Raw genomic sequence first — 22,467 nt, 5'->3', positions numbered from 1 at the left:
CCGGGGCTGCCGGTCCGAACCAGGTGAGAGCGCGATGGGGTGGGTCAGTCAGTGGTGGCGCCAGACCGATCACTATGACCGGCTGAGCGCGCACCTCGCCGCCCGCGGGATGGACACGCTGACCCGCATCACCGTCGCGATCATCGCGGGTGGCTTGTCGGTCGTCGCGCTCGGCACCACGTTCACCCCGACCGGGCCCGACTCCGTGGCCGAGCTCGCGTGCGCGATGGTGTCCTGCGTCGGGGCGGCGATCGGTTGCGTGCTGTGGGCGACGCGCTGGCCGGCTCGCAAGACGGCGATCTGGTTCGCGCTGCTGTCCAGCGCCTGCATCGCGCTGATCGCGCTGGCCCAGAGCGACCCGCTGGTCGCGATGATGACCTGCGCGACGTTCGGGACGCTGGCCACCTATATCGCGCTCTTCCACCGGGCGTGGCTGATGGCCTACAACTTCACGATCGCCGGCGTAATCGGCGCGATCGAGGGCTTCCGGATCGCGCAGGGCCCGGGACTCGTCGTGGCGGTCTGTGCCTATTCGCTGCTGCTGTTGTTGAACCTTGCCGTCCCGTTCGGTGTGCAGGTTGTCGTACACGTTCTGGGTCATGACGCGGTACGCGCCGAACGCGACCAGTTGACCGGTCTGTTCACCCGTCGCGCATTCCATCGCCGCGCCAAGGCGTGCCTCGAGCAGGGCGGCGAACAGCAGGCCTACGTCGTGGTCTCGGTGATCGACCTGGATCGCTTCAAGCAACTCAACGACAACTACGGACACAGCACCGGCGACGACGCCCTGGTCTCGGTGTCCCGCGCGCTGCGCGACACCACCGACGACACCGCGGTAATCGGCCGCTCGGGCGGCGAGGAGTTCGTGATCGCCGACATCTGGCGCCCCGACGAAGTCGACCGGCGGGCGCAGCAACTCTGCGAGGAGATCGCCGCGCTACCGTTCGGCATCACCGCCAGCATCGGCACGGCCGGCATACACCCGGCGTATCGCACCGGCAGCCGCAGCGACCTACTCATCGAACTGATCGCGGCCGCGGACGCCGCGATGTATCGCGCCAAGCGTCGCGGCGGAAACCAAGCGGGACACCACGAATGGCCGCTGCCGCCGCCGCTGGCGAGCTTCGCCGAGGACGACTACCGCGACGGCGTCAGCGCCTGAACCTGACCGGCCTGTGCGTGCCGGTGCTGGCGCTCCATGGTGGCGAAGTAGAACGCGAACGCGAACGCGAAGCTGGTGAACAGGCTGGACACGAAGTACAGCCACGGCCGCTTCAGCCCACGGCGATAGCCGTCGGTAATCGTAAACAACGGCAGCAAAACAACATTGGCGATCGTGTAGTCCTGGCTCGCGGAACTGGCCGCCGGGTTGGTGAACATCAGCCGGATGTATTCCGCCCAGCTGCCGTGCTCACCCCAGAGCGGGTTCGTCGAGCCCTGCGAATACTCCTGCACGAAGCGGATGTTGAAGTACCAGCCCAGCCCGATCGAGGCGATACCGATCACGTAGTACAGCGCCTCCAGCGGGGAGAACAGCCCGCCGCCGGTGACGCCCGAGAAGACCTGCCGGTTCGAGGTGACGATCCAGGCGATCACCGCGAGGCCGAGGATTGCGTGGGTGAGAAGCGAGACCATCGCCGCAGTCTCACCCCGGCTCCGAAGTTTTGTCAATATTGACATAACAATTCTGGGGTAATTTACAACGATGATCCGGCCCGCGCAGACGGCGCGCAGCGAGCGCACCCGCGAGGCGCTGCGCCAGGCGGCGCTGGTGCGGTTTCTCGCGCAGGGCGTCGAGGACACCTCGGCCGAGCAGATCGCCGCGGACGCCGGCGTGACACTGCGAACCTTCTACCGACACTTCTCGTCCAAACACGACCTGCTGTTCGCCGACTACACCGGGCTGAACTGGTTTCGCGCCGCGCTGAACGACCGGCCGGCCGACGAACCGATCGTCGACTCGGTGCAGGCGGCGATCTTCGCGTTTCCGTATGACGTTGACGCCGTGGCGAAAATCGCCACCCTGCGTGATCACGAGATCGACCCGGGCCGCATCGTCCGGCACATCGCCGAAGTGCAGGCGGACTTCGCCGACGCGATCGCGGCGCAGTTGCAACGTCGAAGCTCGGCAGCCGATCCGACGCCCGACGAGAAGGTGCGCTGCACGGTGGTGGCGCGGTGCATCGCGGCCGGGGTGTTCGGTGCGATGGAGTCCTGGATGCTCGGGGGCGACCGGTCGCTCGGAGAGTTGGCCCGGGTCTGCCATCTGGCGCTGGAGACGCTGCGGGCCGGCATCACCGAGTCATGGTCGGGCCAAGTTTCGTCATAATTGACAAAACATCGCATCCCTGCCAGCCTGCTCAGATGAGCGACTACGACGCGATCGTGATCGGCGCCGGGCACAACGGCCTGGCCGCGGCGGTGCTCCTGCAGCAGGCCGGCCTGCGCACGCTCTGCCTGGAATCGAAGCTGTACGCCGGCGGAATGGCGTCGACGGTGGAGTTGTTCGATGGCTACCACTTCGAGATCGCCGGGTCGGTGCAGTTTCCCACCGCGCCGATCGTCCGCGAAAAGCTTGGGCTGGAAGCGATTCCGACCATCGACCTGGACGTGATGTCGGTCGCGCTGCGCGGAGTCGGCGACGACCCGATGGTCCAGTACAGCGACCCGATCAAGCTGTTCACTCATCTCAACGAGGTGCACGGGGCCGAGGCGGTCAACGGCATGGCCGGCCTGATGGCCTGGGCGATGGCGCCGACGCGGGCCCTGGGCCGATTCGAGGCCGGCGTGCCGCCGAAGACGCTCGACGAGATGTATGCCTGTGCCACCAACGAATTCGAGCGCTCGGCGATCGACGAGATGCTGTTCGGCTCGGTCACCGACATCCTGGATCGCTATCTGCCCGACCGCGAGAAGCATGCCGCGCTGCGCGGTTCGATGACCGTGCTCGCCGTCAACACGCTCTACCGCGGGCCGGCCACCCCGGGAAGCGCCGCCGCGCTCGCGTTCGGCTTGGGCGTGCCCGATGGCGACACCATGCAGATGAAGAAGCTGCGTGGCGGAATCGGCGCGCTCACCCGGCATTTGGTCGACACTCTCGAGCGCGACGGCGGTGAGGTCCGGTTGCGCACCAAGGTCACCGGGATCCTGGCCGACGACGGTCGTGTCGGCGGGGTGCGCACCGAGGCGGGTGACACCGTCACCGCGCCGATCGTCATCTCCGCACTGGCGCCCGACCTGACCGTCAACGACCTCCTCGATCCCGCGACTGTGCCGGCCGACATTCGCTCGCGCTATGCGCGAATCGACCACCGCGGCAGCTACATTCAGATGCATTTCGCCCTCGACGAGGCCCCGGAGTTCGTGGCGCCCTACGAGATGCTGAACGAGCCGAGCATGCAGGCCTCAATCGGCATCTTCTCGACGCCGGAAGAAGTGCAGCAGCAGTGGGAGGACTGCCGGCGCGGGATCGTCCCCGCCGACCCGACTGTCGTCTTCCAGGTGCCGTCGCAAAACGATCCCGACCTGGCGCCGCCGGGCAAGCACGCCGCATCGGCGTTCGCGCTGTGGTTCCCGGTAGAAGGCGACGTCGATTACGGCGCCGCGAAAGTCGAAATGGGGCAGCGGGTGATCGACAAGATCAATCGGCTGGCACCCAACTTCGAGCGCAGCATCGGCCGGCACACCACCTTCACGCCCAAGCACATGGGGGTGATGTTCGGGGCCCCCGGCGGCGACTACTGTCACGGCCTCTACCACGCCAACCAGATCGGGCCCAACCGGCCGGGCCCCAAAGGCTATATCGGACAACCGCTTCCGGTTGAAGGGCTCTATCTGGCAAGCACCGGCTGTCACGGTGGGCCGGGCATCACGTTCATCCCCGGCTACAACGCCGCGGTGCAGGCGCTGGCCGACGCGGGGCGGTAACGCCGTTACAGCCGCTGGCCGCGGTCGTCGAGTAGGCGGTCGAGCAGCGTGGTGAACGCATCTGCGTCGGTCGGCGTGAACGCCGGGCTGGGCCGGGTGCCCGGCACGTCCAGCGTGATCAGCGTCGACCGGAACGGCCGACCGATGTCCAGCGGCAGCCAGCGGCGCAGGTCCGAACTCCCCCAGATGCGGAACCGGTGCAGGACCAGGCCGAGCGACTCGCGCCTGTAGCCACGAACATGCTGCAGCGCAATGATCTTCGACGTGCCGGACGGAAAGTGGTAGCGCCGCAGGGTGATCGCCTCGCGGTCCAGCTGAACGAGGCCGTCATCGTATGAGTCGTAGGAGTCCGGGCTCATTGGCGTGCGCTCCGCAGTTGATGGCCGCGCGCCGTGAGGCAGCGCCCGTTCTCCAGGTTCCACTGCCAGCCGTGCAGGTTGCAGGTCAGCGTGCTGCCCTCGATGATGCCGAACTTCGACAGGTCCGCCTTCAGGTGCGGGCAGCGCCGCTGAATCTCCCAGCCGTCCATGGTGATCGACGCGGAATCGTCGTGGGTCTCGGCGAACCAGCCGTCGGCGTAGGCGATCCGCTCGGGGGTGAGGCACTTGAAGAACGTGTAGAGGTATTCGTTGTAGCCGCCGACCCGCCAGGCCCGGAACCGGGTGGACAGGAAGATGGTGTTGACCCAGTCCGGCTCGTCGTCGCGCAGCACCGTCCGCACCAGCTCCGCCGGGATGGCGAACCCATAACGGAACTTTTCGTCGGGAATCGGCTCGCGCACAGTGCGTTTCGGGAAGTCCAACGCGACCCGTTCGGCGCCCATCACCAGTTCGACCGGATAGCCGATGCCGTCGCAGATCTCGTCGGCGGCCAGCATGATCGGTTCGAACTTCGCGCGCAGAGCCTCGAGCATCGGATCGCCGGAGGCGGGCGCCCACTGCGCCTTCTCGGCGGCCAGCACCGGTTCCATCCGGGCGGCGTAGTCGGCGATGTAGTCCGCCTTGCCGGTGGTGAAAATCGCCTCGACCTGGCCGTCCGGTAGCGGATGCTGGAGCGAATCCAGTTGTGAACCAATAAAATTCGCCGACGACCCGGGCATCATCAGCAGGCCGTGGTCGTGACCGTTGCGGCGCAACTGGTCGAGGAACACGGCCTGATCGGGGAAGATGTTGGCCGGATCGCCGTGGTCGTCGTTGAGGTCACGCAACTCGGGATCCAGGAAGCACGGCGGGCCGGCCGACGGGATCACCCACGTCGCGCCGACCTGCGCGATGTACTGGCGCGAGCGGTCCATCTGGCGCTGCCGTTTCTGGATGCCGAATGTCTCCTTGGCCCGCGCCGGCATGTCGTAGACCATCGGGTACCAGATCGCCCCGGAGTACTGCAGCATGTGCACGTCGATGTGGCCGAATTCCGAGGCCAGCACGTCCAAGTCGACCGGGCGGGCGTCGTTCATGTTGAACGCCGTGGTGGCCCCGTCGCTGACCACCAGCCCGGAGTCGCCGATCGGGCCGTCGGCGGGCGCCCGCAGCGCGATGATCATGATGTCCAGCTCGCCCTTGGGGCCGCTGAGCCGGTGCTTCACCGAGTCGGTGGTTTCGAAGAACCGATGAAACCCGAGCAGCTGCAGCGCGTTCTTCAGGTCCGGCACGGGATAGTCCGGCAGCAGCACCACGGCGTCTTTGTTGACGTGCTCGGTGAGCAGCCTCGCGTCGAAGTGGTCCTTGTGCAGGTGCGAGACGTACAGATAATCGCAGTCGCCGAGGGCGTCCCAGTCCAGGCCGCTGTTGTCCGGGAACGGGAACCATGAGGCGAAGTACGCCGGGTTGACCCAGGGATCGCAGAGAATGCTGCCGGCCGGCGTATCGATCCGAAAGCCGGCGTGACCGACGCTTGTGACCTGCACTGACACCCTTTGGTTGCGATCCTCTACCGCCCCGAGTTTAGCGGGCGGCCAGGAATCAACCGACCCGCTAGAGGCGAGGAGGCGCGAACACTAGGCTTGAGCACCGTGGAACCGGTATACGGGACAGTGATCGCGCTGGTGCGTCTGACGTGGCGGGTGCAGGGGCTGAAGTTCACCGTCGTCGGTCAGGAGAACATTCCTGAGGGCGGCGCGGTCATCGCCATCAACCACACCAGCTACTTCGACTTCACCCTGGCCGGGCTGCCCGCCTTCAAGCAGCACCGCAAGCGCAAGGTCCGGTTCATGGCGAAGCAGGAAGTCTTCGACAACAAGATCACCGGGCCGATCATGCGGGGCTGCCGGCACATCCCGGTGGACCGGGCCAGCGGCGCCGCGTCTTACGAGGCCGCCGTCGACCGGCTCAAAGCCGGCGAGCTCGTCGCCGTCTACCCCGAGGCAACGATCAGCCGCAGCTTCGAGATCAAGGAATTCAAGTCCGGCGCAGCCCGCATGGCGATCGAGGCGGGCGTGCCGATCATTCCGCACATCGTCTGGGGCGCCCAGCGGATCTGGACCAAGGACCACCCGAAGAACATGTTCCGGCCCAAGGTGCCCATCGTGATGCTGGTCGGCGAGCCGATCCAGCCGACGTTGCCGGCGCCGGAGCTGACGGCGCTGTTGCACTCCCGCATGGAGCATCTGTTGCAGCAGGCGCAGGACCTGTACCCGGCTCATCCGGCCGGCGAATGGTGGGTGCCTCACCGGCTCGGCGGTGGCGCGCCCACCCTGGCGGAGGCCGCCCAACTGGACGCCGAGGAAGCCAGCCAGCGCGCAGCAGCGAGGGCCGCCCGCAAGGCGGATCACTCCGAGTAACCGCGATGGAGCCGGTTTACAGCGCGGTTGCCGTCACAGCCAAGGCCCTTGTCGCGGCCACCGGCACCAAGATCACCTACCAAGGCCTGGAACACATTCCGCGCGTCGGCGGCGCGGTCCTCGCGATCAACCACACCAGTTACGTCGACTGGGTGCCCGCCGGTCTGGCCGCGGTGGTCCGGGGGCGGCATGCCCGCTACATGCTCAAAGCCGAGTTGCAGCAGGTGAAGTTCGTCAACTTCCTGATCAAGCACTGCAAGCACATCCCGGTGGATCGGGGCGCCGGATCGAACTCCTACGCCGAAGCCGTGCGGCGACTGCGGGACGGCGACATCGTCGGCGTGATGCCGGAGGCGACCATCAGCCGCAGCTTCGAGCTCAAGGAGTTCAAGAACGGCGCGGCCAGGATGGCGCTGGAGGCCCAGGTACCGATAGTCCCGCTGATCGTCTGGGGCGCCCAGCGGATCTGGACCAAGGACCATCCCCGCGACATCGGTCGCCGCAAGATCCCGGTGACCGTCGCGGCCGGGCCGCCGCTACCGCCGTCGGGTGACGTCGAGCAACTCGACGCCGCGCTACGCGAGGGAATGACGTCACTGCTACATCGCGTTCAAGAGGATTATCCGCACCCCGAAGGCGCTTTCTGGGTTCCGCAGCGACTCGGCGGCGGCGCACCTACGGTAGCGGAGGCAAAAATTATTGAGGACACTGAAAAAGCCGAGCGCGCACGCAAGCGGGCGGAGCGCAGCCCCTGACGCGGCTGACAGCAAAGGGATAGAAGGAGCGACCGCCATGCCAGAGCCGTTCTACCGGTTCGGAGAGTGGGTCGTACCGCCGGTTGTCGCGATGAACGGGACGAAGTTCACCTTCCGCGGGTTGGAGAACATCCCCGAGCGCGGCGGAGCATTGCTCGCCCAGAACCACACCAGTTACCTCGACTGGCTGCCGCCGCTGTTCGCGGCCCGCGAGCGCAAGCGCCGGATGTACTTCATGATCAAGGCCGAGATGGCCGACGTGAAAGCGGTCAACTACGTCATCAAGCACGCCCGGCTGATCCCGGTGGACCGCCGCGACGGCCACGACGCGTTCGACACCGCGGTCGAGCGGTTGCGCGAGGGTGAGCTGATCGGCATGCACCCCGAGGCCACCATCAGCCGTAGCTTCGAGCTTCGCGAATTCAAGACCGGGGCGGCCCGGATGGCGCTGGCCGCGCAGGTGCCGATCATCCCGGTCATCGTCTGGGGCGCGCACCGGATCTGGCCCAAGGACCACGAAAAGAAGTTGTTCCGTAACAAGATTCCGATCACCGTCGCAGTCGGTCAACCGTTGCCGCCGCACGGGACGGCGGACGAACTCAACGTGACGCTACGCCGGGCGATGAACGAGTTGCTGTACCAGGTGCAGGAGGAGTATCCGCACCCCGAGGGCGAGTTCTGGGTGCCGCGTCGCCTCGGCGGCACCGCGCCGACGCGGGAGGATTCGCAGAAGATCCGCCTCAGCGAACTCAAGGGCCGCATGGAGAAGTTCGGCACCGACGGCGTCACCCGCCCGGGCCAGGGTCAGAGCGGTTCGCATTGACCCTGCCCGCTCTGGTTGCAAGCGATGTCGACGGCACCCTGATCAACGAGCACGAAGAGGTCACCCCCCGCACCCGGGATGCCGTGCGTGCCGCCGTTGACGCCAACGTGCTGTTCGTCCTGGCCACCGGTCGCCCGCCGCGGTGGATTCCACCGGTCGTCGACGGGCTCGGATTCGCGCCCATCGCGGTGTGCGCCAACGGCGGGGTGATCTACGACCCGGAGACCGACCGGGTGCTGTCCGCCAAGACGCTGCCCGTCGTGGCTTTGTGCGAGCTGGCCGAGATCGCCACCCGGGTCATTCCCGGCGCCGGATTGGCGGTCGAACGGGTGGGAGAGAGCGCCCACGACGCGGCAACCCCACAGTTCGTCAGCTCCCCGGGCTACGAGCATGCGTGGCTCAACCCCGACAACACCGAGGTGTCGATCGAGGACCTGCTCAGCGCGCCCGCGATCAAGCTGCTGGTACGCAAGGCCGGCGCGCGCAGCGCGGACATGGCCGCCGCGCTGCTCGCCCATGTCGGGGTGCAGGGCGACATCACCTACTCGACCAATAACGGGCTGATCGAGATCGTGCCGCTCGGGGTCAACAAGGCCAACGGCATCGCGGAAATCGCTGGACCGCTCGGCATTCCAGAGGCCGACTGGGTCACGTTCGGCGACATGCCCAACGACGTGCCGATGCTGCTGCGTGCGGGCCTCGGGGTGGCGATGGGTAACGCCCACCCGGACGCGCTGGCCGCAGCCGACGAGGTCACCACGACCAACGCCGACGACGGGGTGGCCCGGGTGCTCGAGCGCTGGTGGCTGTAAGCCGCCGGACGGCGTAACGCCACGGCGCATCTGACCGTGTCGCTGGTCCCCAACTAGACGGCCGGACCCACCGGCGAGAACCGCTCCACCTGCACGGGCGGTCCACTGGCGGTCGGGGGCGGAAGCTCCTCGACCACGCCGTCGGCCACGCGGGTGACGCGCCCGCTGACCCGGTTGAAGTTCAGCGTGCCGTGCTGGAAGTTCTGCTTGACCCATTGCGGCTCTTGGATTTCCGAGCTTGTGGGCAGTCCCAGGGCGCCGCGCTCGTAGCCGAGCGAAGCCCACGCGTCGTAGATGGCGCCGGTGACGGACTGCGGGCCGGTCTCTGGCGACCAGTACATCGCGCCGCGCTCGAAGGTGACGTAGCGGGACTCGCCATTGCCCGTCGCTTCGGGTGACGTCGGTGCGCCCAGCATGCTGCTAGCGCCGCCGATGGCCTGCCAGCGGTCGAAGATGGCACCGCCCTGCAGCGCCAGCGCGAGGTCCTCGGGCCGCGGCGGGCCGCTGAAATGCGCTGCGGTGTCGCGGATCTCGTCGAGCAGCCCGTAGGCGACGTTGCCCGGGCAGTCGGTGGCCCCGACGTCGCGGTGGGCGAAGACGGTCGGCAGGGTCGCGACGGCGGCGAAGGGGAAGTTGGTGTTCTCGCCGCCTTCCGACGCCAACGGGACCGTGCCCCGCGGGTCGACGTGGTCCATGCCGAGCCGCCAGCCGATCAGCCGACCGGTGGTGTGCAGCTGGATCGGCGTGGGTGCGATGTCGTCGAAGTTGCCGATCATCGCCACCCCCCACGCCTCCCGGTTGAACCCGCCGGTGTGGTCGCCCTGCACCGGCCCGAGCAGCGCGCCGGCCCGGCCCTCGAAGACCTGGCCGTACTTGTCCACCAGCGCGTTGTAGGCGATGTCGCACCAGCCCAGGATCTGGGTGTGATACGCCCAGATCGACTGCACGATCGCCGCCGAGTCCTGGGGCTGGTAGTCGTTGCTCTCGGCGGTGTGATGCACCACCGCGGCGCGGATGGGCTGGTCGAACGGCCGGTTGCCGCAATGCACCGCGGGGTCCGCGCCCCACTGCGGGCGGGCGATGATCGCCGGTGCCTGGCCGGGCGCGATGATCGCCGTCGGCGGGTTCCACTGCGTATCGGCGGGTGCCTGCGGCGGTGATATCAGGATGGCCGAAATGTTCTGCGCCAGTGGCTGTTCCGAGGTCGCCGGAATGTAGCCGAGATCGGGGGCCGGCGCGGTCTTCGGCGCCGACGTCGTCGGCGCGCCCGCTGGGCGGCTGACCGCGATCTGCACCGTGGTGGTGGCCCCGACGAACACCGGGTCGGTGCCCCGCGGCCGGGCCGCCGGGCCGTCGCCGCGGGCGGGCAGCGTCTCGGTCGCGTACCACTTGCCCCACGAGCCGTCGGCGCGGCGGGCGCGCACCCGGGCCGACGTCCCGGTCAGGTCGCCGCCGGTGAGCGCGACCATCGAAAACGTTGTGGCCTGGCTGATTTCGCGGACGGTGACGCCGCCGCCGAGCCCTACCAGCGGCTGCTGCGCGAGGTGAGTGTCCGCGACGCTCGCGGGATGGTCGTCGCGGTCGCCCGTCGAACCGACCGCCAACGGCAAGAGGACGACGGTCGCCGCGATCGCGGTGAACAACATCGTCGGCGCTGGGCGGCGGGACGGCACGACCCGATGTTACGTATGGGTCTAGTGGTGCAATTGGTTCGACACGCTACTTAAGTGAACAAAGTGATTAGCCCTGTGCGCCGAGATTGAACTGGCGGGGTACATCGCGGGTAACGGTGTCAGTACATGCACTCTCGCCACGCACGGCACGGCACCGCAGAGTTTGGGTTGCCCCGGCTGGGCCGGGGTCCCACTTCTACGGTGCCGTTTCGGGGGAAAATCCGAGGCCGTGCGTTCGATCAGGGAATCGGCGCCGCCGGCGGCGGAGGCACCGGGGCCGCCGCACCGTGTGCCGCGTTCTGCAACTGCGGCAGGATCATGCCCTTGAGCAGGTCGATCGCCTGACCGGCGCCCAGCTGGTTGGCCGCACCCATCATGTCGCTGACCAGGCCTCCGCTCGGGGCCGGCGCGGCGCCGAGAGACGGGTCACCCAGGATCGGGTAGGTACCGCTCGCCGGGTCCAGCCCGACCGGGTCGCTGATCGGCAACTCGCCCGGTGCGCCCAAGCCGCCGGCGCCCGTCGTCGGGTCGAAGGCGTTCGGGCTGGTCAACCCCGGAGTCAGACCGGGGCTGGTCAACCCGGGCGTGGTCAGGCCGGGGGTGGTGGCGGCACCGGGCGTGAGGCCCGGAGTCGTCAGGCCGGGAGTGGTCAACCCAGGTGACGTCAGGCCGGGGGTGGTCAACCCAGGTGACGTCAGGCCCGGCGAGGTGAGACCGGGCGAGGTCAGGCCGGGGCTGGTCAGAGCCGGTGAGCCCAGGCCGGGGCTCGCGAAGCCCGGCAGGGACGACGCGTCAGGACTGGTGGCACCCGTCAGGCTCGGAATCGGCGGCAGGCTGACCCCGAACTGGGACAGGCCCTGGGTCAGCGCGCCCATCAGCTCGCCGGGCAGGTCGGTCATGGACGCGGCCCGAACGAACTCGTGGTGCTGGGGTGCTGGCTTGGCGGTCAGGTCGCAAACAGCGATGTAAGCAAAAGGACTCGCGACCGCCAGAGCGGCGAACGCGCTCGTGGCTGTCGAGAGCCTGCGTCGACGTCGGTTCGGCACGGAAGTCTCCTCAATCTGGACTGCGGTTTCGTGATCGCCGGGGGCGCTCACGGTGTCTGACTAGTGCTTATTCGGACACAGGAGCGATGTTACTTACGTGGATGTTGTTACTGGAGTGACGAGATCAAACCGTGAACCAATCGCGACTTTCGTCACCAAAAATCGCCCAATCGTTACTCGCCACGCCGGTAATCGGGCTTGCGGTGCGCCTCGTCGCGGCCATGCCCACGCGCCAAACGGGCGACGGTCCCGCAGTCCGATACCCTAGGCAACCGATGACTGCCGCTTCTACACGCTTTGACCTCTTCGTCGTCGGCTCCGGCTTTTTCGGCCTGACGGTCGCCGAGCGCGTTGCCACCCAGCTCGGTAAGCGCGTCCTCGTCGTCGACCGGCGGCCGCACATCGGAGGGAACGCCTACTCCGAGGCCGAGCCGCAGACGGGCATCGAGGTGCACAAGTACGGTGCCCACCTCTTCCACACCTCCAACAAGCGGGTGTGGGACTACGTGCGCCAGTTCACCGAGTTCACCGGCTACCAGCACCGCGTCTTCGCCATGCACGACGGCCAGGCGTACCAGTTCCCGATGGGACTGGGCCTGGTGTCGCAGTTCTTCGGCCGCTACTTCAGCCCCGACGAGGCGCGTGCGCTGATCGCCGAACAGGCCACCGAGATCAAGACCGAGGACGCGCAGAACCTCGAGGAGAAGGCGATCTCACTGATCGGCCGTCCGCTGTACGAGGCGTTCGTCAAGCACTACACCGCCAAGCAGTGGCAGACCGATCCCAAGGAACTGCCGGCCGCCAACATCACCCGGTTGCCGGTCCGCTACACCTTCGACAACCGCTACTTCAACGACACCTACGAGGGCCTGCCGGTCGACGGCTACACCGCGTGGTTGCAAAACATGGCGGCCGACGACCGCATCGAGGTCCGGCTGGACACCGACTGGTTCGACGTGCGCGACGAGTTGCGTGCCGACAGCCCGGACGCCCCGGTCGTCTACACCGGCCCGCTGGATCGCTACTTCGACTATGCCGATGGCCACCTGGGTTGGCGCACACTGGATTTCGAGATGGACGTGCTGTCGACGGGCGATTTCCAAGGCACCCCGGTGATGAACTACAACGACGCGGACGTGCCGTACACCCGCATCCACGAGTTCCGGCACTTCCACCCCGAGCGGGACTACCCGGCAGACAAGACGGTGATCATGCGGGAGTACTCCCGTTTCGCCGAGCACGACGACGAGCCGTACTACCCGATCAACACCGAGGCTGACCGCGCGCTGCTCGCCGCCTACCGGACCCGGGCCGCCAACGAAACCGCCTCGGCCAAGGTGCTTTTCGGTGGCCGACTCGGCACCTACCAGTATCTCGACATGCACATGGCGATCGCCAGCGCACTGAACATGTACGACAACGTCCTGGCCCCGCACCTGCGCGACGGCGCGCCGCTGGACGAGAACAGCAGAGGAAGATGACCAAGCCAGCCGTCACCGACGTGAGCCCCGCCGCTTCCGACGAGCACAGCAAGGCGGTGAGCCTGCTGGCGCGTGTCATCCTGCCGCGCCCGGGCGAACCCCTCGACGTGCGCAAGCTCTATCTCGAAGAGTCGAAGACGAATTCGCGCCGCGCCCATGCCGGCGACCGCACCTCGCTGCAGATCGGCCCCGAGTCCCAGGTGTCGTTCGCGACCTACTTCAACGCGTTCCCGGCGAGCTACTGGCGGCGGTGGACCACCTGCACTTCGGTGGTGCTGCGTACCGAACTCACCGGCCAGGGCCGCGTCGACGTCTACCGCACCAAGGCCACCGGTGCCCGCATCTTCGTCGAGGGCAAGGACTTCGCCTCGACGGGCGGCGACCCGGCCGTGCTCGAATTCCAGGTCAGCCTGGCACCTTTCGAGGACGGCGGCTGGATCTGGTTCGACATCACCACCGGCTCAGAGGTGACGCTGCGCAGCGCCGGCTGGTACTCCGACCAGCCCGCGCCGGGCGTCGCTAACGTCGCGATCGGCATCCCGACCTTCAACCGGCCCAACGACTGCGTCAACGCCCTGCGCGAGCTCACCGCGGACCCGTTGGTGGACAAGGTGATCGGCGCGGTGATAGTGCCGGACCAGGGCACCTCCAAGGTCCGCGACCACCCCGACTTCGCCGCGGCCGCCGCGCCGCTGGGCGATCGGCTCGTCATCCACGACCAGCCCAACCTCGGCGGCTCCGGCGGATACAGCCGGGTGATGTACGAGGCGCTCAAAAACACTGACTGCCAACAGATCCTGTTCATGGACGACGATATCGAACTGCAGTCGGACACCGTGCTGCGAATCCTGGCGATGCACCGCTTCGCGAAGGCGCCGATGCTGGTCGGCGGGCAGATGCTCAACCTGCAGGAGCCGTCGCACCTGCACATCATGGGCGAGATCGTGGACCGGGCGAACTTCATGTGGACCGCGGCGCCGTACACCGAATACGACCACGACTTCGCCGAATTCCCGTTGAGCGACAACAACCCTCGCAGCCAGCTCCTGCACCGTCGCATCGACGTCGACTACAACGGCTGGTGGACCTGCATGATCCCGCGGCAGGTCGCGGAGGAACTCGGTCAGCCGTTGCCGCTGTTCATCAAGTGGGACGACGCCGACTACGGCCTGCGGGCGGCCGAGCACGGCTACCCGACCGCGACGCTGCCCGGCGCGGCGATCTGGCACATGGCCTGGAGCGACAAGGACGACGCCATCGACTGGCAGGCCTACTTCCACCTGCGCAACCGGCTGGTGGTGGCGGCCCTGCACTGGGACGGCGACGTCAAGGGTCTGGTCCGCAGCCACTTCAAGGCAACGCTGAAACACCTGTCCTGCCTTGAGTATTCGACGGTCGCCATCCAGAACAAGGCGATCGACGACTTCCTGTCCGGCCCGGAGCACATCTTCTCGATCCTCGAGTCCGGTCTGCCCGCGGTGCACAAGTTGCGCAAGGAATTCCCCGACGCCGTCGTCTTGCCGTCCTCGGACGCGCTGCCCGAGCCGTCGCAGCGCAACTACGAGATGAAGCCGCCGGTGCACCCGCTCTCGATCGGCTACCGGCTGATCCGCGGATCCCTGCACCAGCTGAAAAAGACTGCGCCGCAACATCATCAGCGCCCACAGCTGAACGTGCCGACCCAGGACGCGCGCTGGTTCCGGCTGGCCATGCTCGACGGCGCAACCGTGACGACGGCCGACGGCCGCGGCGCGGTCTACCGCCAGCGCGATCGGGACAAGATGTTCGCGCTGCTGTGGCAGTCGCTGCGGCGCCAGCGCAAGCTGTTGAGCCGCTTCGACGAGATGCGCCGCGTCTACCGCGCCGCGCTGCCGGAGCTCACCAGCAAGGAGAAGTGGGAGACGGTACTGCTGCCGACCCAGAGCAACGCGGCTGGCAATGGCCGACACCACGGCTGAGTCGGCGTCGCCGGGCGGCGAAGTGGCCGTCCTGGTCGCCGTTCAGTCGGCGCTGGCGGATCGCCCCGGCGCGCTGGCCATCGCGCGGGCCCTGTCCCACTTCGGCGAGCACAGCCTCGGCTGGTTGGCGGTCTCGGCGATCGGCGCCGCCGCGCAACCGGCCAACCGCCGCAACTGGATACGCGCCGGTGTCGGGGCGTTCGCCGCGCACGCCGCCGCCGTGGTGATCAAGCGGATCGTCCGGCGCCCGCGTCCGCACCACCCCGCCGTTGCCGTCAACGTCGGCACCCCGAGCAGCCTGAGCTTCCCGTCCGCGCACGCCACGTCGACCACCGCTGCCGCCATTCTGCTGGCCCGGGCCACCGGCCTGCCGCTGCCTGTCATGCTGGTCCCGCCGATGGCGCTCTCCCGGGTGCTGCTCGGCGTGCACTATCCCAGCGACGTGGCCACCGGTGTCGCAGTCGGGGCCGCCGTCGCGGCCGCCACGAGTTGGGCAGACGACAGGTGGAGCGCGAGATGAGCGAGAAGGTGGCCGGGCCCCCGGCCAACTTGGTCGTCGGCGTCATCAAGGCGATGCGCCCGCGGCAGTGGGTGAAGAACGTCCTAGTGCTGGCCGCGCCGCTGGCTGCGTGGGGCGCCGACGCCCACTACAACTACCGCGACGTGCTGCTCCAGATCACGGTGGCGTTCGTGGTGTTCAGCCTCGGCGCCTCGTCGATCTATCTCATCAACGACGTCCGCGACGTCGAGGCCGACCGGCAGCACCCGACCAAGCGCTTCCGGCCGATCGCCGCCGGCGTCGTGTCCCCGTGGCTGGCCTACACACTGGCGGTGGTGCTCGCCGTGTTGTCGCTGGGCATCGCGTACTGGCTCACCCCCAACCTGGCGCTGGTGATGGCCGTCTACATCGGCATGCAGCTGGGCTACTGCTTCGGCCTGAAGCACCAAGCGGTGATCGACATCAGCATCGTCTCGTCGGCGTATCTGATCCGCGCGATCGCCGGTGGCGCGGCCACCAATACCCATCTGTCGCAATGGTTCCTGTTGACCATGGCCTTCGGCTCGTTGTTCATGGCGGCCGGAAAGCGCTACGCGGAACTGCAGTTGGCCGAGCGCACCGGCGCGAGCATCCGCAAGTCGCTGGAGAGCTACACCAGCACGTACCTGCGATTCGTCTGGACGATGTCGGCGACCGCCGTGGTCGTCTGCTACGGGTTGTGGGCCTTCGAGCGTGACCACGGCAGGGCCGGTTGGTTCGCGGTGTCCATGGTGCCGTTCACGATCGCGATCCTGCGCTACGCGGTGGACGTCGACGGCGGTCTGGCGGGCGAACCCGAAGACATCGCGCTGCGCGACCGGGTGTTGCAGGTGCTGTTTCTCGCCTTGATCGGAACCGTTGGTGTCGCAGTCTTCTTCGGCTGAGGTCGCGCCCAGGGCCCGGATGCTGCGCTGGCCGGCGTGGTCGTCGGTCGGCCGAGTGGCATTCCCGTACGACATCACGGTCCGGGCCAGTCTGTGGGTAAGCGTCGGAGTGGTCGCGGTGCTCTTCGGCTGGGGTGCCTGGCAGCGTCGTTGGATCGCCGACGACGGCCTGATCGTGTTGCGCACCGTGCGAAACCTGTTGGCGGGCAACGGCCCGGTGTTCAATCAGGGCGAACGCGTCGAGGCCAACACATCGGTGGTGTGGACCTATTTGACCTATGCGGTCAGCGCGCTGACCAGGCCACTGCAGCTGGAGTACGTGGCGCTGGCGTTGGCGCTCGGACTGAGCCTGCTCGGGCTCGCGATGCTGATGCTGGGCACCGGGCGGCTGTTCGCGCCGAGCCTGGTGGGTCGCCGCGCGATCATGCTGCCGGCCGGTGCACTGGTCTACATCGCGGTGCCGCCGGCGCGTGACTTCGCCACCTCCGGCCTCGAAAGTGGTTTGGTGATGGCCTATCTCGGGCTGCTCTGGTGGATGATGGTCTGCTGGTCGCAGGCCAAGAAGGGCCGACTGCCGGGCCGGGTTGATTCATCCGGGCGGGTGTTCACGCTCGCGCTCGCGGTCGTCGGCGGCCTCAGCGTGCTGGTGCGCCCGGAATTGGCGCTGATCGGCGGCGGCGCGCTGATCATGATGCTGATCGCAACCCGCGACGGCCGGCGCCGGCTGGAGATCGTGGTGGCCGGCGGCCTGCTGCCGGTGGGCTACCAGATCTTCCGAATGGGCTACTACGGCTTGCTGTTTCCCGGCACCGCGCTGGCCAAGGACGCCGGTGGCGACAAGTGGTCGCAGGGCCTGGTCTACCTGACGAACTTCAACGGGCCCTACGCGCTGTGGGTGCCGCTGCTGCTGCTCGGCGCGTTGGGCCTGGTGTTGTGGGCGACCGCCCGCAGACGCTCCAGCAACAAAGCGGCCGTGCCCTCGACCCCGCCGCGGTCCCGCTCGGTGCAAAGTCCAACCGCGGTCGTGGTCTTCATCTTGGTCAGCGGATTACTGCAGGCGTTGTACTGGATCCGCCAGGGCGGCGACTTCATGCATGGCCGCGTGTTGTTGGCGCCGCTGTTCTGTCTGCTCGCACCCGTCGCGGTGGTGCCGGTGGTTTTCCCAGAAGGCACCCGGTTGACCCGCGAGGCCGGCTACTGGTTGGCCGGCGGGGTGAGCGCGTTGTGGATGTCGGTCGCGGGATGGGCGCTGTGGGCGGCCAATTCGCCGGGCCTGGGCGACGACGCCACCCGCGTCACCTACACCGGCATCGTCGACGAGCGCCGGTTCTACGCGCAGGCAACCGGTCACGCGCACCCGCTGACCGCCGCCGACTACCTCGACTACCCGCGGATGCGCGCAGTTCTGGTGGCGCTCAACAACACTCCCGAAGGCGCGCTGCTGCTGCCGTCCGGCAACTACGACCAGTGGGATCTGGTCCCGCCGATCCCGCCGAAGGACGCCCCGCTGCCGAAGGACGGCCCACACACGGTGTTCTTCACCAACCTCGGCATGGTCGGGATGAATGTCGCTCTCGATGTCCGCGTGATCGACCAGATCGGATTGGCGAATCCGCTTGCGGCACACACCGCCCGGTTGCAGCACGGCCGCATCGGCCACGACAAGAACCTGTTCCCGGACTGGGTGATCGCCGACGGGCCGTGGGTGAAGTGGTACCCGGGGGTGCCGGGCTACCTCGACCAGAAATTCGTCCAGCAGGCCGAGGCGGCGCTCAAATGCGAGGGCACCCAGCAGGTGCTGAACTCGGTGCGGGCCCCGATGGGCGTGCATCGCTTTCTGTCGAACCTGCTGCACTCGGTGCAGTTCACCCGCTACCGCATCGACCGCGTCCCGCGCTATGAACTGATCCGGTGCGGCCTGGCGGTGCCGGAGTCCGGCGCCCCGCCGTACACCGGGCTGCCCGCGACCGGTCCCTAGCCGAACGTCGAGTTGTCGGGACAATTCAGGCCGAATTCCCGCGCCAACTCCACGCTGGCCCGGAGCGGGTCGCCAGCAATCTCAGACACGCCGTCTCACCGGCGAATTAGCCCGCGCGGGCACAGGCGCCCCAGCGCGGTGGGCGGCCGGTGGGAACGGGTTCGGCGGCTACGCCGATGTCAGTCCGGGCCGCAAGTTGTGGTTGACTACGGGAGCACAGCTGCGCCGTCCGGCATCGATGCGGGTCCGAAGACTTGTTGGAAGCCGGACAACTAGGCCGGCGCGCTCAGCAACGATGCGAGCTAAAAAGCAGCTCGATAGGTGCTGCGCAATAGGGCATGCAGTCCGACCCACACCGTTGGGCCCGACAATGAATGAGGAAGCAAGAATGAGGCTTGTTGACAGGTTTCGCGGTGCGAAACAGTCGCTGACGGCACTGCCGCGTCGGCTCGCGCTAGGGGCCGCTGCCGCGGCGCTGCTGCCGGGCTTGATCGGCGCAGTGGGCCAGACCGCGGACGCCAACGCGTTCTCCCGGCCGGGTCTGCCCGTCGAGTACCTGCAGGTGCCGTCGGCCGCCATGGGCCGTGACATCAAGGTCCAGTTCCAGAGCGGTGGCGCCAACTCGCCCGCCGTCTACCTCCTCGACGGTCTGCGCGCGCAGGACGACTTCAACGGCTGGGACATCAACACCCAGGCCTTCGAGTGGTACCTGCAGTCCGGTCTGTCGCTGGTCATGCCGGTGGGTGGCCAGTCCAGCTGGTACACCGACTGGTACAAGCCGGCGTGCGGCAAGGCCGGTTGCCAGACCTACAAGTGGGAGACCTTCCTCACCAGCGAGCTCCCTGCCTTCCTCGCCTCGAAGGGTGTGAAGCAGAACGGCGGCGCGGCCGTCGGTCTGTCGATGGCCGGCGCCTCGGCGCTGAACCTGGCCAACTACCACCCCGCGCAGTTCATCGAGGTCGGTGCGTTCTCCGGTCTGATGGACCCCTCCCAGGGCATGGGGCCGACGCTGATCGGCTTCGCGATGGGTGACGCCGGCGGCTACAAGACCGCCGACATGTGGGGCCCGAAGGAAGACCCGGCGTGGGCCCGCAACGACCCGCTTCTGAACGTCGGCAAGACCGTCGCCAACAACACCCGCCTGTGGATGTACTGCGGTAACGGCAAGCCGTCCGACCTCGGTGGCGACAACATGCCGGCCAAGTTCCTCGAGGGCTTCGTGCGTACCAGCAACATCAAGTTCCAGGACGCCTACAAGGCCGCCGGCGGCAACAACGCGGTGTTCAACTTCGACGCCAACGGCACGCACGACTGGCCGTACTGGGGCGCGCAGCTGCACGCGATGCTGCCCGACCTGCAGTCGCACCTCGGTGCCACCCCGGGTGCGGGCCCGGCCGCTGGTGGGGCTCCGGCCGCCACCGCGACCGGTCAGCACACCTAAGAACAATCAGTACGGCCGACGGCGGCGATCCTGCGGGGTCGCCGCCGTTCGCCGTTTCCGGCGTCGGCGTCTGACGGGTGTGATTAGCTTTCTCCCGGAACCGGGGGCCGCTGCGCAGTTGCCCCTATCGGCGGTCGAGCGACAAGCGAGGTCTGGGATGAGAAGTCTGTCAGTGCTGTTCAGGCTGCTGTGTCTGCTGGGTGCCGCCGTATTGACGGGCGGAGGCCTCATCGGGACGCAGATGAGCGCGGCCCGCGCAGCCGGCTACGAGACGCTGATGGTCCCCTCCGGCGCGATGGGCCGCGACATCCCGGTGCAGTTCATGGCGGGCGGACCGCACGCCGTGTACCTGCTCGACGCGTTCAACGCCGCTCCCGACGTCAGCAACTGGGCGACCGCGGGCAACGCCTTCAACACGCTCGGCGGCAAGGGCATCTCGGTCGTCGCACCCGCCGGTGGCGCCTTCAGCATGTACACCAACTGGGAGCGCGACGGCAGCAAGCAGTGGGACACCTTCCTGTCCCAGGAGCTGCCGGACTGGCTGGCCGCGAACAAGGGCCTGGCGCCCGGCGGCCACGGCGTCGCCGGCGCCTCGCAGGGCGGTTACGCGGCGATGGCGCTCGCGTGCTTCCACCCCGAGCGGTTCGGCTTCGCCGGCTCGCTGTCCGGCTTCCTCTACCCGTCGAACACCACTTCCAACGGCGCGATCACCGCGGGAATGGCCCAGTTCGGTGGCGTCGACGCCAACGGCATGTGGGGTGCCCCGCAGCTGGGTCGATGGAAGTGGCACGACCCGAATGTGCACGCGATGCTGCTGGCGCAGAACAACTCCCGGATCTGGGTCTGGAGCCCGACCAACATGGGCGGGGACGCCGCGGCCATGATCGGCCAGGCCGGTGAGGCGATGGCCGGCGCCCGGTTCTTCTACCAGGAGTACCGCAACGTCGGCGGGCACAACGGCCACTTCGACTTCCCCGGCGGCGGCAGCAATGACTGGGGTTCGTGGAGCGGTCAGCTGGGCGCGATGTCCGGCGATATCGTCGGCGCGATCCGCTAGCGCACCCGCCTTTCGCGGCCGTGTCGCCGCGCCGCGACCCGGTACCGTGAATGAGGCGCGACGGCTGGAGAGTCTGTCGGCTGTGCACTCGACCGACTCTGCTAGCAGGAGATCATGGCTGTGAACTCACGGCGGAAACGCCGTCGTCGAATCCTGGCGCTGGTCGCCGCCGCCGCGGTGGGACTGGTCGTCGCGCTGGTCCTGACGGCGGTGTACGGGCTCTTCAAGTCGCGTGACAGCGTGCCCAGCGCGGTGCCGCCCAGCATCGTGCCGCCGACCAGCAGCGGCGCCGCCCGCCCGCACAAGCCCCGGCCGGCCTCGCAGGACTCCAGCTGTCCCGATGTGCAGCTGATCTCGATCCCCGGCACCTGGGAGTCGTCGCTGCAGGACGACCCGCTCAACCCGGTCCAGTTCCCAAAGGCGTTGCTACTGAACGTCACCCGTCCGATCCGCGAGCAGTTCAACTCGAGCCGGGTCGAGACGTTCACCGTCCCGTACACCGCCCAGTTCCACAATCCGCTGAGCGGCGACCCGCAGATCTCCTACAACGACAGCCGCGCCGAGGGCACCCGCGCCGCGGTCAAGGCGATGACGGACATGAACGTCAAATGCCCGCTGACCAGCTATGTCCTGGTGGGCTTCTCCCAGGGCGCGGTGATCGCCGGTGACATCGCCAGCGACGTCGGCAACGGCCGGGGACCGGTCGACGACGACCTGGTGCTCGGTGTGACGTTGATCGCCGACGGCCGCCGCCAGCAGGGGGTGGGCCAGGAGATCGGGCCGAACCCGCCGGGCGAGGGAGCGGAAATCATCCTGCACGAGGTGCCGGTGCTGTCCACCCTCGGTTTGACGATGACGGGCGCGCGGCCGGGCGGCTTCGGTGCGCTCAACGCCAAGACCAACGAGATCTGCGGCCCCGGCGATTTGATCTGCGCGGCCCCGCCGGAGGCGTTCAGCCTGGGGAATCTGCCCAGGACGCTGGACATCCTGGCCGGTGGCGCCGGCGCCCCGGTACACGCGCTGTACGGCACGACCCAGTTCTGGAGCCTCGACGGCCAGCCGTCGACGGTGTGGACGTTGAACTGGGCGCACGCGACGATCGAGAGCGCACCTCATCCAAAACACGGGTGAGTCGACGGGCGGCCCGGCGTCACAGGTCACAGTTGTGAAAAGCGGTACCTTCAGATTTGGTTGGCGGCCCACCGCCCACTAACATTAAGAAGAATTTAAGAGCAGCTGTGGTCGGCCCGTCGCTTCCCAGCGATGCGGAACGCCTGGCGCGCTTCGGTAGCCTCTGGGAGGTTTGCCGTTCGCG

The 22,467-nt window shown here is 67.8% G+C and carries 20 protein-coding genes; 15 read left to right on the top strand and 5 right to left on the bottom strand.

Annotation, left to right across the window (positions count from 1 at the left end):
* Positions 1-34 precede the first annotated feature (34 nt).
* Positions 35-1,162, top strand: coding sequence for a GGDEF domain-containing protein (locus PT015_RS16980; RefSeq protein ID WP_285185992.1), 1,128 nt, complete (start codon positions 35-37; stop codon positions 1,160-1,162).
* On the opposite strand, the gene PT015_RS16975 is transcribed toward PT015_RS16980, so the two are convergent.
* Positions 1,138-1,635 carry a DUF2834 domain-containing protein gene (locus tag PT015_RS16975; protein ID WP_285185991.1) on the bottom strand — a complete coding sequence of 166 codons (498 nt, stop codon included), beginning with the start codon at positions 1,633-1,635 and terminating at the stop codon, positions 1,138-1,140. The genes PT015_RS16980 and PT015_RS16975 overlap by 25 nt on opposite strands.
* A gap of 70 nt (positions 1,636-1,705) precedes the next feature.
* On the opposite strand from PT015_RS16975, the gene PT015_RS16970 reads away from it, so the two are divergent.
* Both PT015_RS16970 and PT015_RS16965 read left to right on the top strand, forming a co-directional pair.
* Complete coding sequence (locus tag PT015_RS16970; protein WP_285185988.1) at positions 1,706-2,329, top strand: TetR/AcrR family transcriptional regulator; 624 nt, start codon at positions 1,706-1,708, stop codon at positions 2,327-2,329.
* A gap of 35 nt (positions 2,330-2,364) precedes the next feature.
* A complete protein-coding gene (locus tag PT015_RS16965; protein ID WP_285185987.1) occupies positions 2,365-3,927 on the top strand; it encodes a phytoene desaturase family protein in 1,563 nt (520 codons plus the stop codon).
* A gap of 5 nt (positions 3,928-3,932) precedes the next feature.
* Here the strand turns inward: PT015_RS16965 and PT015_RS16960 are convergent, their stop codons facing one another.
* Positions 3,933-4,286: a hypothetical protein gene (locus tag PT015_RS16960; protein WP_285185986.1), complete on the bottom strand. Its 354-nt coding sequence runs from the start codon at positions 4,284-4,286 to the stop codon at positions 3,933-3,935.
* Positions 4,283-5,833: an MBL fold metallo-hydrolase gene (locus PT015_RS16955; protein ID WP_285185985.1), complete on the bottom strand. Its 1,551-nt coding sequence runs from the start codon at positions 5,831-5,833 to the stop codon at positions 4,283-4,285. Before PT015_RS16955 ends, PT015_RS16960 begins: the two co-directional genes overlap by 4 nt.
* A gap of 105 nt (positions 5,834-5,938) precedes the next feature.
* On the opposite strand from PT015_RS16955, the gene PT015_RS16950 reads away from it, so the two are divergent.
* Genes PT015_RS16950 through PT015_RS16935 form a run of 4 tightly spaced genes read left to right on the top strand, consistent with a single transcriptional unit; the run spans position 5,939 to position 9,096 of the window.
* Complete coding sequence (locus tag PT015_RS16950) at positions 5,939-6,706, top strand: lysophospholipid acyltransferase family protein (RefSeq protein ID WP_285185984.1); 768 nt, start codon at positions 5,939-5,941, stop codon at positions 6,704-6,706.
* Between the two features lie 5 nt (positions 6,707-6,711).
* Complete coding sequence (locus PT015_RS16945; protein ID WP_285185983.1) at positions 6,712-7,461, top strand: lysophospholipid acyltransferase family protein; 750 nt, start codon at positions 6,712-6,714, stop codon at positions 7,459-7,461.
* A gap of 37 nt (positions 7,462-7,498) precedes the next feature.
* Positions 7,499-8,284, top strand: coding sequence for a lysophospholipid acyltransferase family protein (locus PT015_RS16940; protein ID WP_285185982.1), 786 nt, complete (start codon positions 7,499-7,501; stop codon positions 8,282-8,284).
* Positions 8,281-9,096, top strand: a complete 816-nt coding sequence (locus PT015_RS16935) for an HAD family hydrolase (protein WP_285185981.1) — start codon at positions 8,281-8,283, stop codon at positions 9,094-9,096. The genes PT015_RS16940 and PT015_RS16935 overlap by 4 nt, the downstream gene beginning before the upstream one ends.
* Positions 9,097-9,149: 53 nt before the next feature.
* Here the strand turns inward: PT015_RS16935 and PT015_RS16930 are convergent, their stop codons facing one another.
* On the bottom strand, positions 9,150-10,742 hold the full coding sequence (locus tag PT015_RS16930; RefSeq protein WP_390888033.1) for an N-acetylmuramoyl-L-alanine amidase: 1,593 nt from the start codon (positions 10,740-10,742) through the stop codon (positions 9,150-9,152).
* Positions 10,743-11,008: 266 nt separating this feature from the next.
* The gene (locus tag PT015_RS16925) at positions 11,009-11,815 is read right to left on the bottom strand and encodes a hypothetical protein (RefSeq protein WP_285185978.1); all 807 of its coding nucleotides are present in this window, start codon (positions 11,813-11,815) and stop codon (positions 11,009-11,011) included.
* A 221-nt stretch (positions 11,816-12,036) separates the two neighbouring features.
* Here PT015_RS16925 and glf point away from each other — a divergent pair, with 221 nt between their 5' ends.
* The 8 genes from glf (at position 12,037) to culp6 (ending at position 22,283) form a co-directional block, all read left to right on the top strand.
* On the top strand, positions 12,037-13,296 hold the full coding sequence (gene glf / locus PT015_RS16920) for a UDP-galactopyranose mutase (protein WP_390887839.1): 1,260 nt from the start codon (positions 12,037-12,039) through the stop codon (positions 13,294-13,296).
* The gene (locus PT015_RS16915; RefSeq protein ID WP_285185974.1) at positions 13,293-15,254 is read left to right on the top strand and encodes a glycosyltransferase; all 1,962 of its coding nucleotides are present in this window, start codon (positions 13,293-13,295) and stop codon (positions 15,252-15,254) included. Before glf ends, PT015_RS16915 begins: the two co-directional genes overlap by 4 nt.
* On the top strand, positions 15,235-15,774 hold the full coding sequence (locus tag PT015_RS16910) for a phosphatase PAP2 family protein (protein ID WP_285185973.1): 540 nt from the start codon (positions 15,235-15,237) through the stop codon (positions 15,772-15,774). Before PT015_RS16915 ends, PT015_RS16910 begins: the two co-directional genes overlap by 20 nt.
* A complete protein-coding gene (locus tag PT015_RS16905; protein ID WP_285185972.1) occupies positions 15,771-16,676 on the top strand; it encodes a decaprenyl-phosphate phosphoribosyltransferase in 906 nt (301 codons plus the stop codon). Before PT015_RS16910 ends, PT015_RS16905 begins: the two co-directional genes overlap by 4 nt.
* Positions 16,677-16,695: 19 nt before the next feature.
* Positions 16,696-18,654 carry a flagellar motor control protein ZomB gene (zomB, locus tag PT015_RS16900; RefSeq protein ID WP_285191148.1) on the top strand — a complete coding sequence of 653 codons (1,959 nt, stop codon included), beginning with the start codon at positions 16,696-16,698 and terminating at the stop codon, positions 18,652-18,654.
* Positions 18,655-19,042: 388 nt separating this feature from the next.
* Positions 19,043-20,095, top strand: coding sequence for an esterase family protein (locus PT015_RS16895; protein ID WP_285185970.1), 1,053 nt, complete (start codon positions 19,043-19,045; stop codon positions 20,093-20,095).
* A 157-nt stretch (positions 20,096-20,252) separates the two neighbouring features.
* Complete coding sequence (locus tag PT015_RS16890; protein WP_285185969.1) at positions 20,253-21,152, top strand: esterase family protein; 900 nt, start codon at positions 20,253-20,255, stop codon at positions 21,150-21,152.
* A 114-nt stretch (positions 21,153-21,266) separates the two neighbouring features.
* On the top strand, positions 21,267-22,283 hold the full coding sequence (gene culp6, locus PT015_RS16885; RefSeq protein ID WP_285185967.1) for a carboxylesterase Culp6: 1,017 nt from the start codon (positions 21,267-21,269) through the stop codon (positions 22,281-22,283).
* Positions 22,284-22,467: the final 184 nt, after the last annotated feature.

It is taken from the genome of Candidatus Mycobacterium wuenschmannii (genome assembly GCF_030252325.1).
Lineage (GTDB): Bacteria > Actinomycetota > Actinomycetes > Mycobacteriales > Mycobacteriaceae > Mycobacterium > Mycobacterium wuenschmannii.
This window is presented reverse-complemented; position numbering and strand designations above follow the sequence as displayed.

Coding starts and splice junctions, on each gene's coding strand:
- PT015_RS16980 (WP_285185992.1), top strand. CDS start 35: ATGGGGTGGGTCAGTCAGTGGTGGCGCCAGACCGATCACTATGACCGG.
- PT015_RS16975 (WP_285185991.1), bottom strand. CDS start 1,635: ATGGTCTCGCTTCTCACCCACGCAATCCTCGGCCTCGCGGTGATCGCC.
- PT015_RS16970 (WP_285185988.1), top strand. CDS start 1,706: ATGATCCGGCCCGCGCAGACGGCGCGCAGCGAGCGCACCCGCGAGGCG.
- PT015_RS16965 (WP_285185987.1), top strand. CDS start 2,365: ATGAGCGACTACGACGCGATCGTGATCGGCGCCGGGCACAACGGCCTG.
- PT015_RS16960 (WP_285185986.1), bottom strand. CDS start 4,286: ATGAGCCCGGACTCCTACGACTCATACGATGACGGCCTCGTTCAGCTG.
- PT015_RS16945 (WP_285185983.1), top strand. CDS start 6,712: ATGGAGCCGGTTTACAGCGCGGTTGCCGTCACAGCCAAGGCCCTTGTC.
- PT015_RS16940 (WP_285185982.1), top strand. CDS start 7,499: ATGCCAGAGCCGTTCTACCGGTTCGGAGAGTGGGTCGTACCGCCGGTT.
- PT015_RS16930 (WP_390888033.1), bottom strand. CDS start 10,742: ATGTTGTTCACCGCGATCGCGGCGACCGTCGTCCTCTTGCCGTTGGCG.
- glf (WP_390887839.1), top strand. CDS start 12,037: ATGCCCACGCGCCAAACGGGCGACGGTCCCGCAGTCCGATACCCTAGG.
- PT015_RS16915 (WP_285185974.1), top strand. CDS start 13,293: ATGACCAAGCCAGCCGTCACCGACGTGAGCCCCGCCGCTTCCGACGAG.
- PT015_RS16910 (WP_285185973.1), top strand. CDS start 15,235: ATGGCCGACACCACGGCTGAGTCGGCGTCGCCGGGCGGCGAAGTGGCC.
- PT015_RS16905 (WP_285185972.1), top strand. CDS start 15,771: ATGAGCGAGAAGGTGGCCGGGCCCCCGGCCAACTTGGTCGTCGGCGTC.
- zomB (WP_285191148.1), top strand. CDS start 16,696: ATGCTGCGCTGGCCGGCGTGGTCGTCGGTCGGCCGAGTGGCATTCCCG.
- PT015_RS16895 (WP_285185970.1), top strand. CDS start 19,043: ATGAGGCTTGTTGACAGGTTTCGCGGTGCGAAACAGTCGCTGACGGCA.
- PT015_RS16890 (WP_285185969.1), top strand. CDS start 20,253: ATGAGAAGTCTGTCAGTGCTGTTCAGGCTGCTGTGTCTGCTGGGTGCC.
- culp6 (WP_285185967.1), top strand. CDS start 21,267: ATGGCTGTGAACTCACGGCGGAAACGCCGTCGTCGAATCCTGGCGCTG.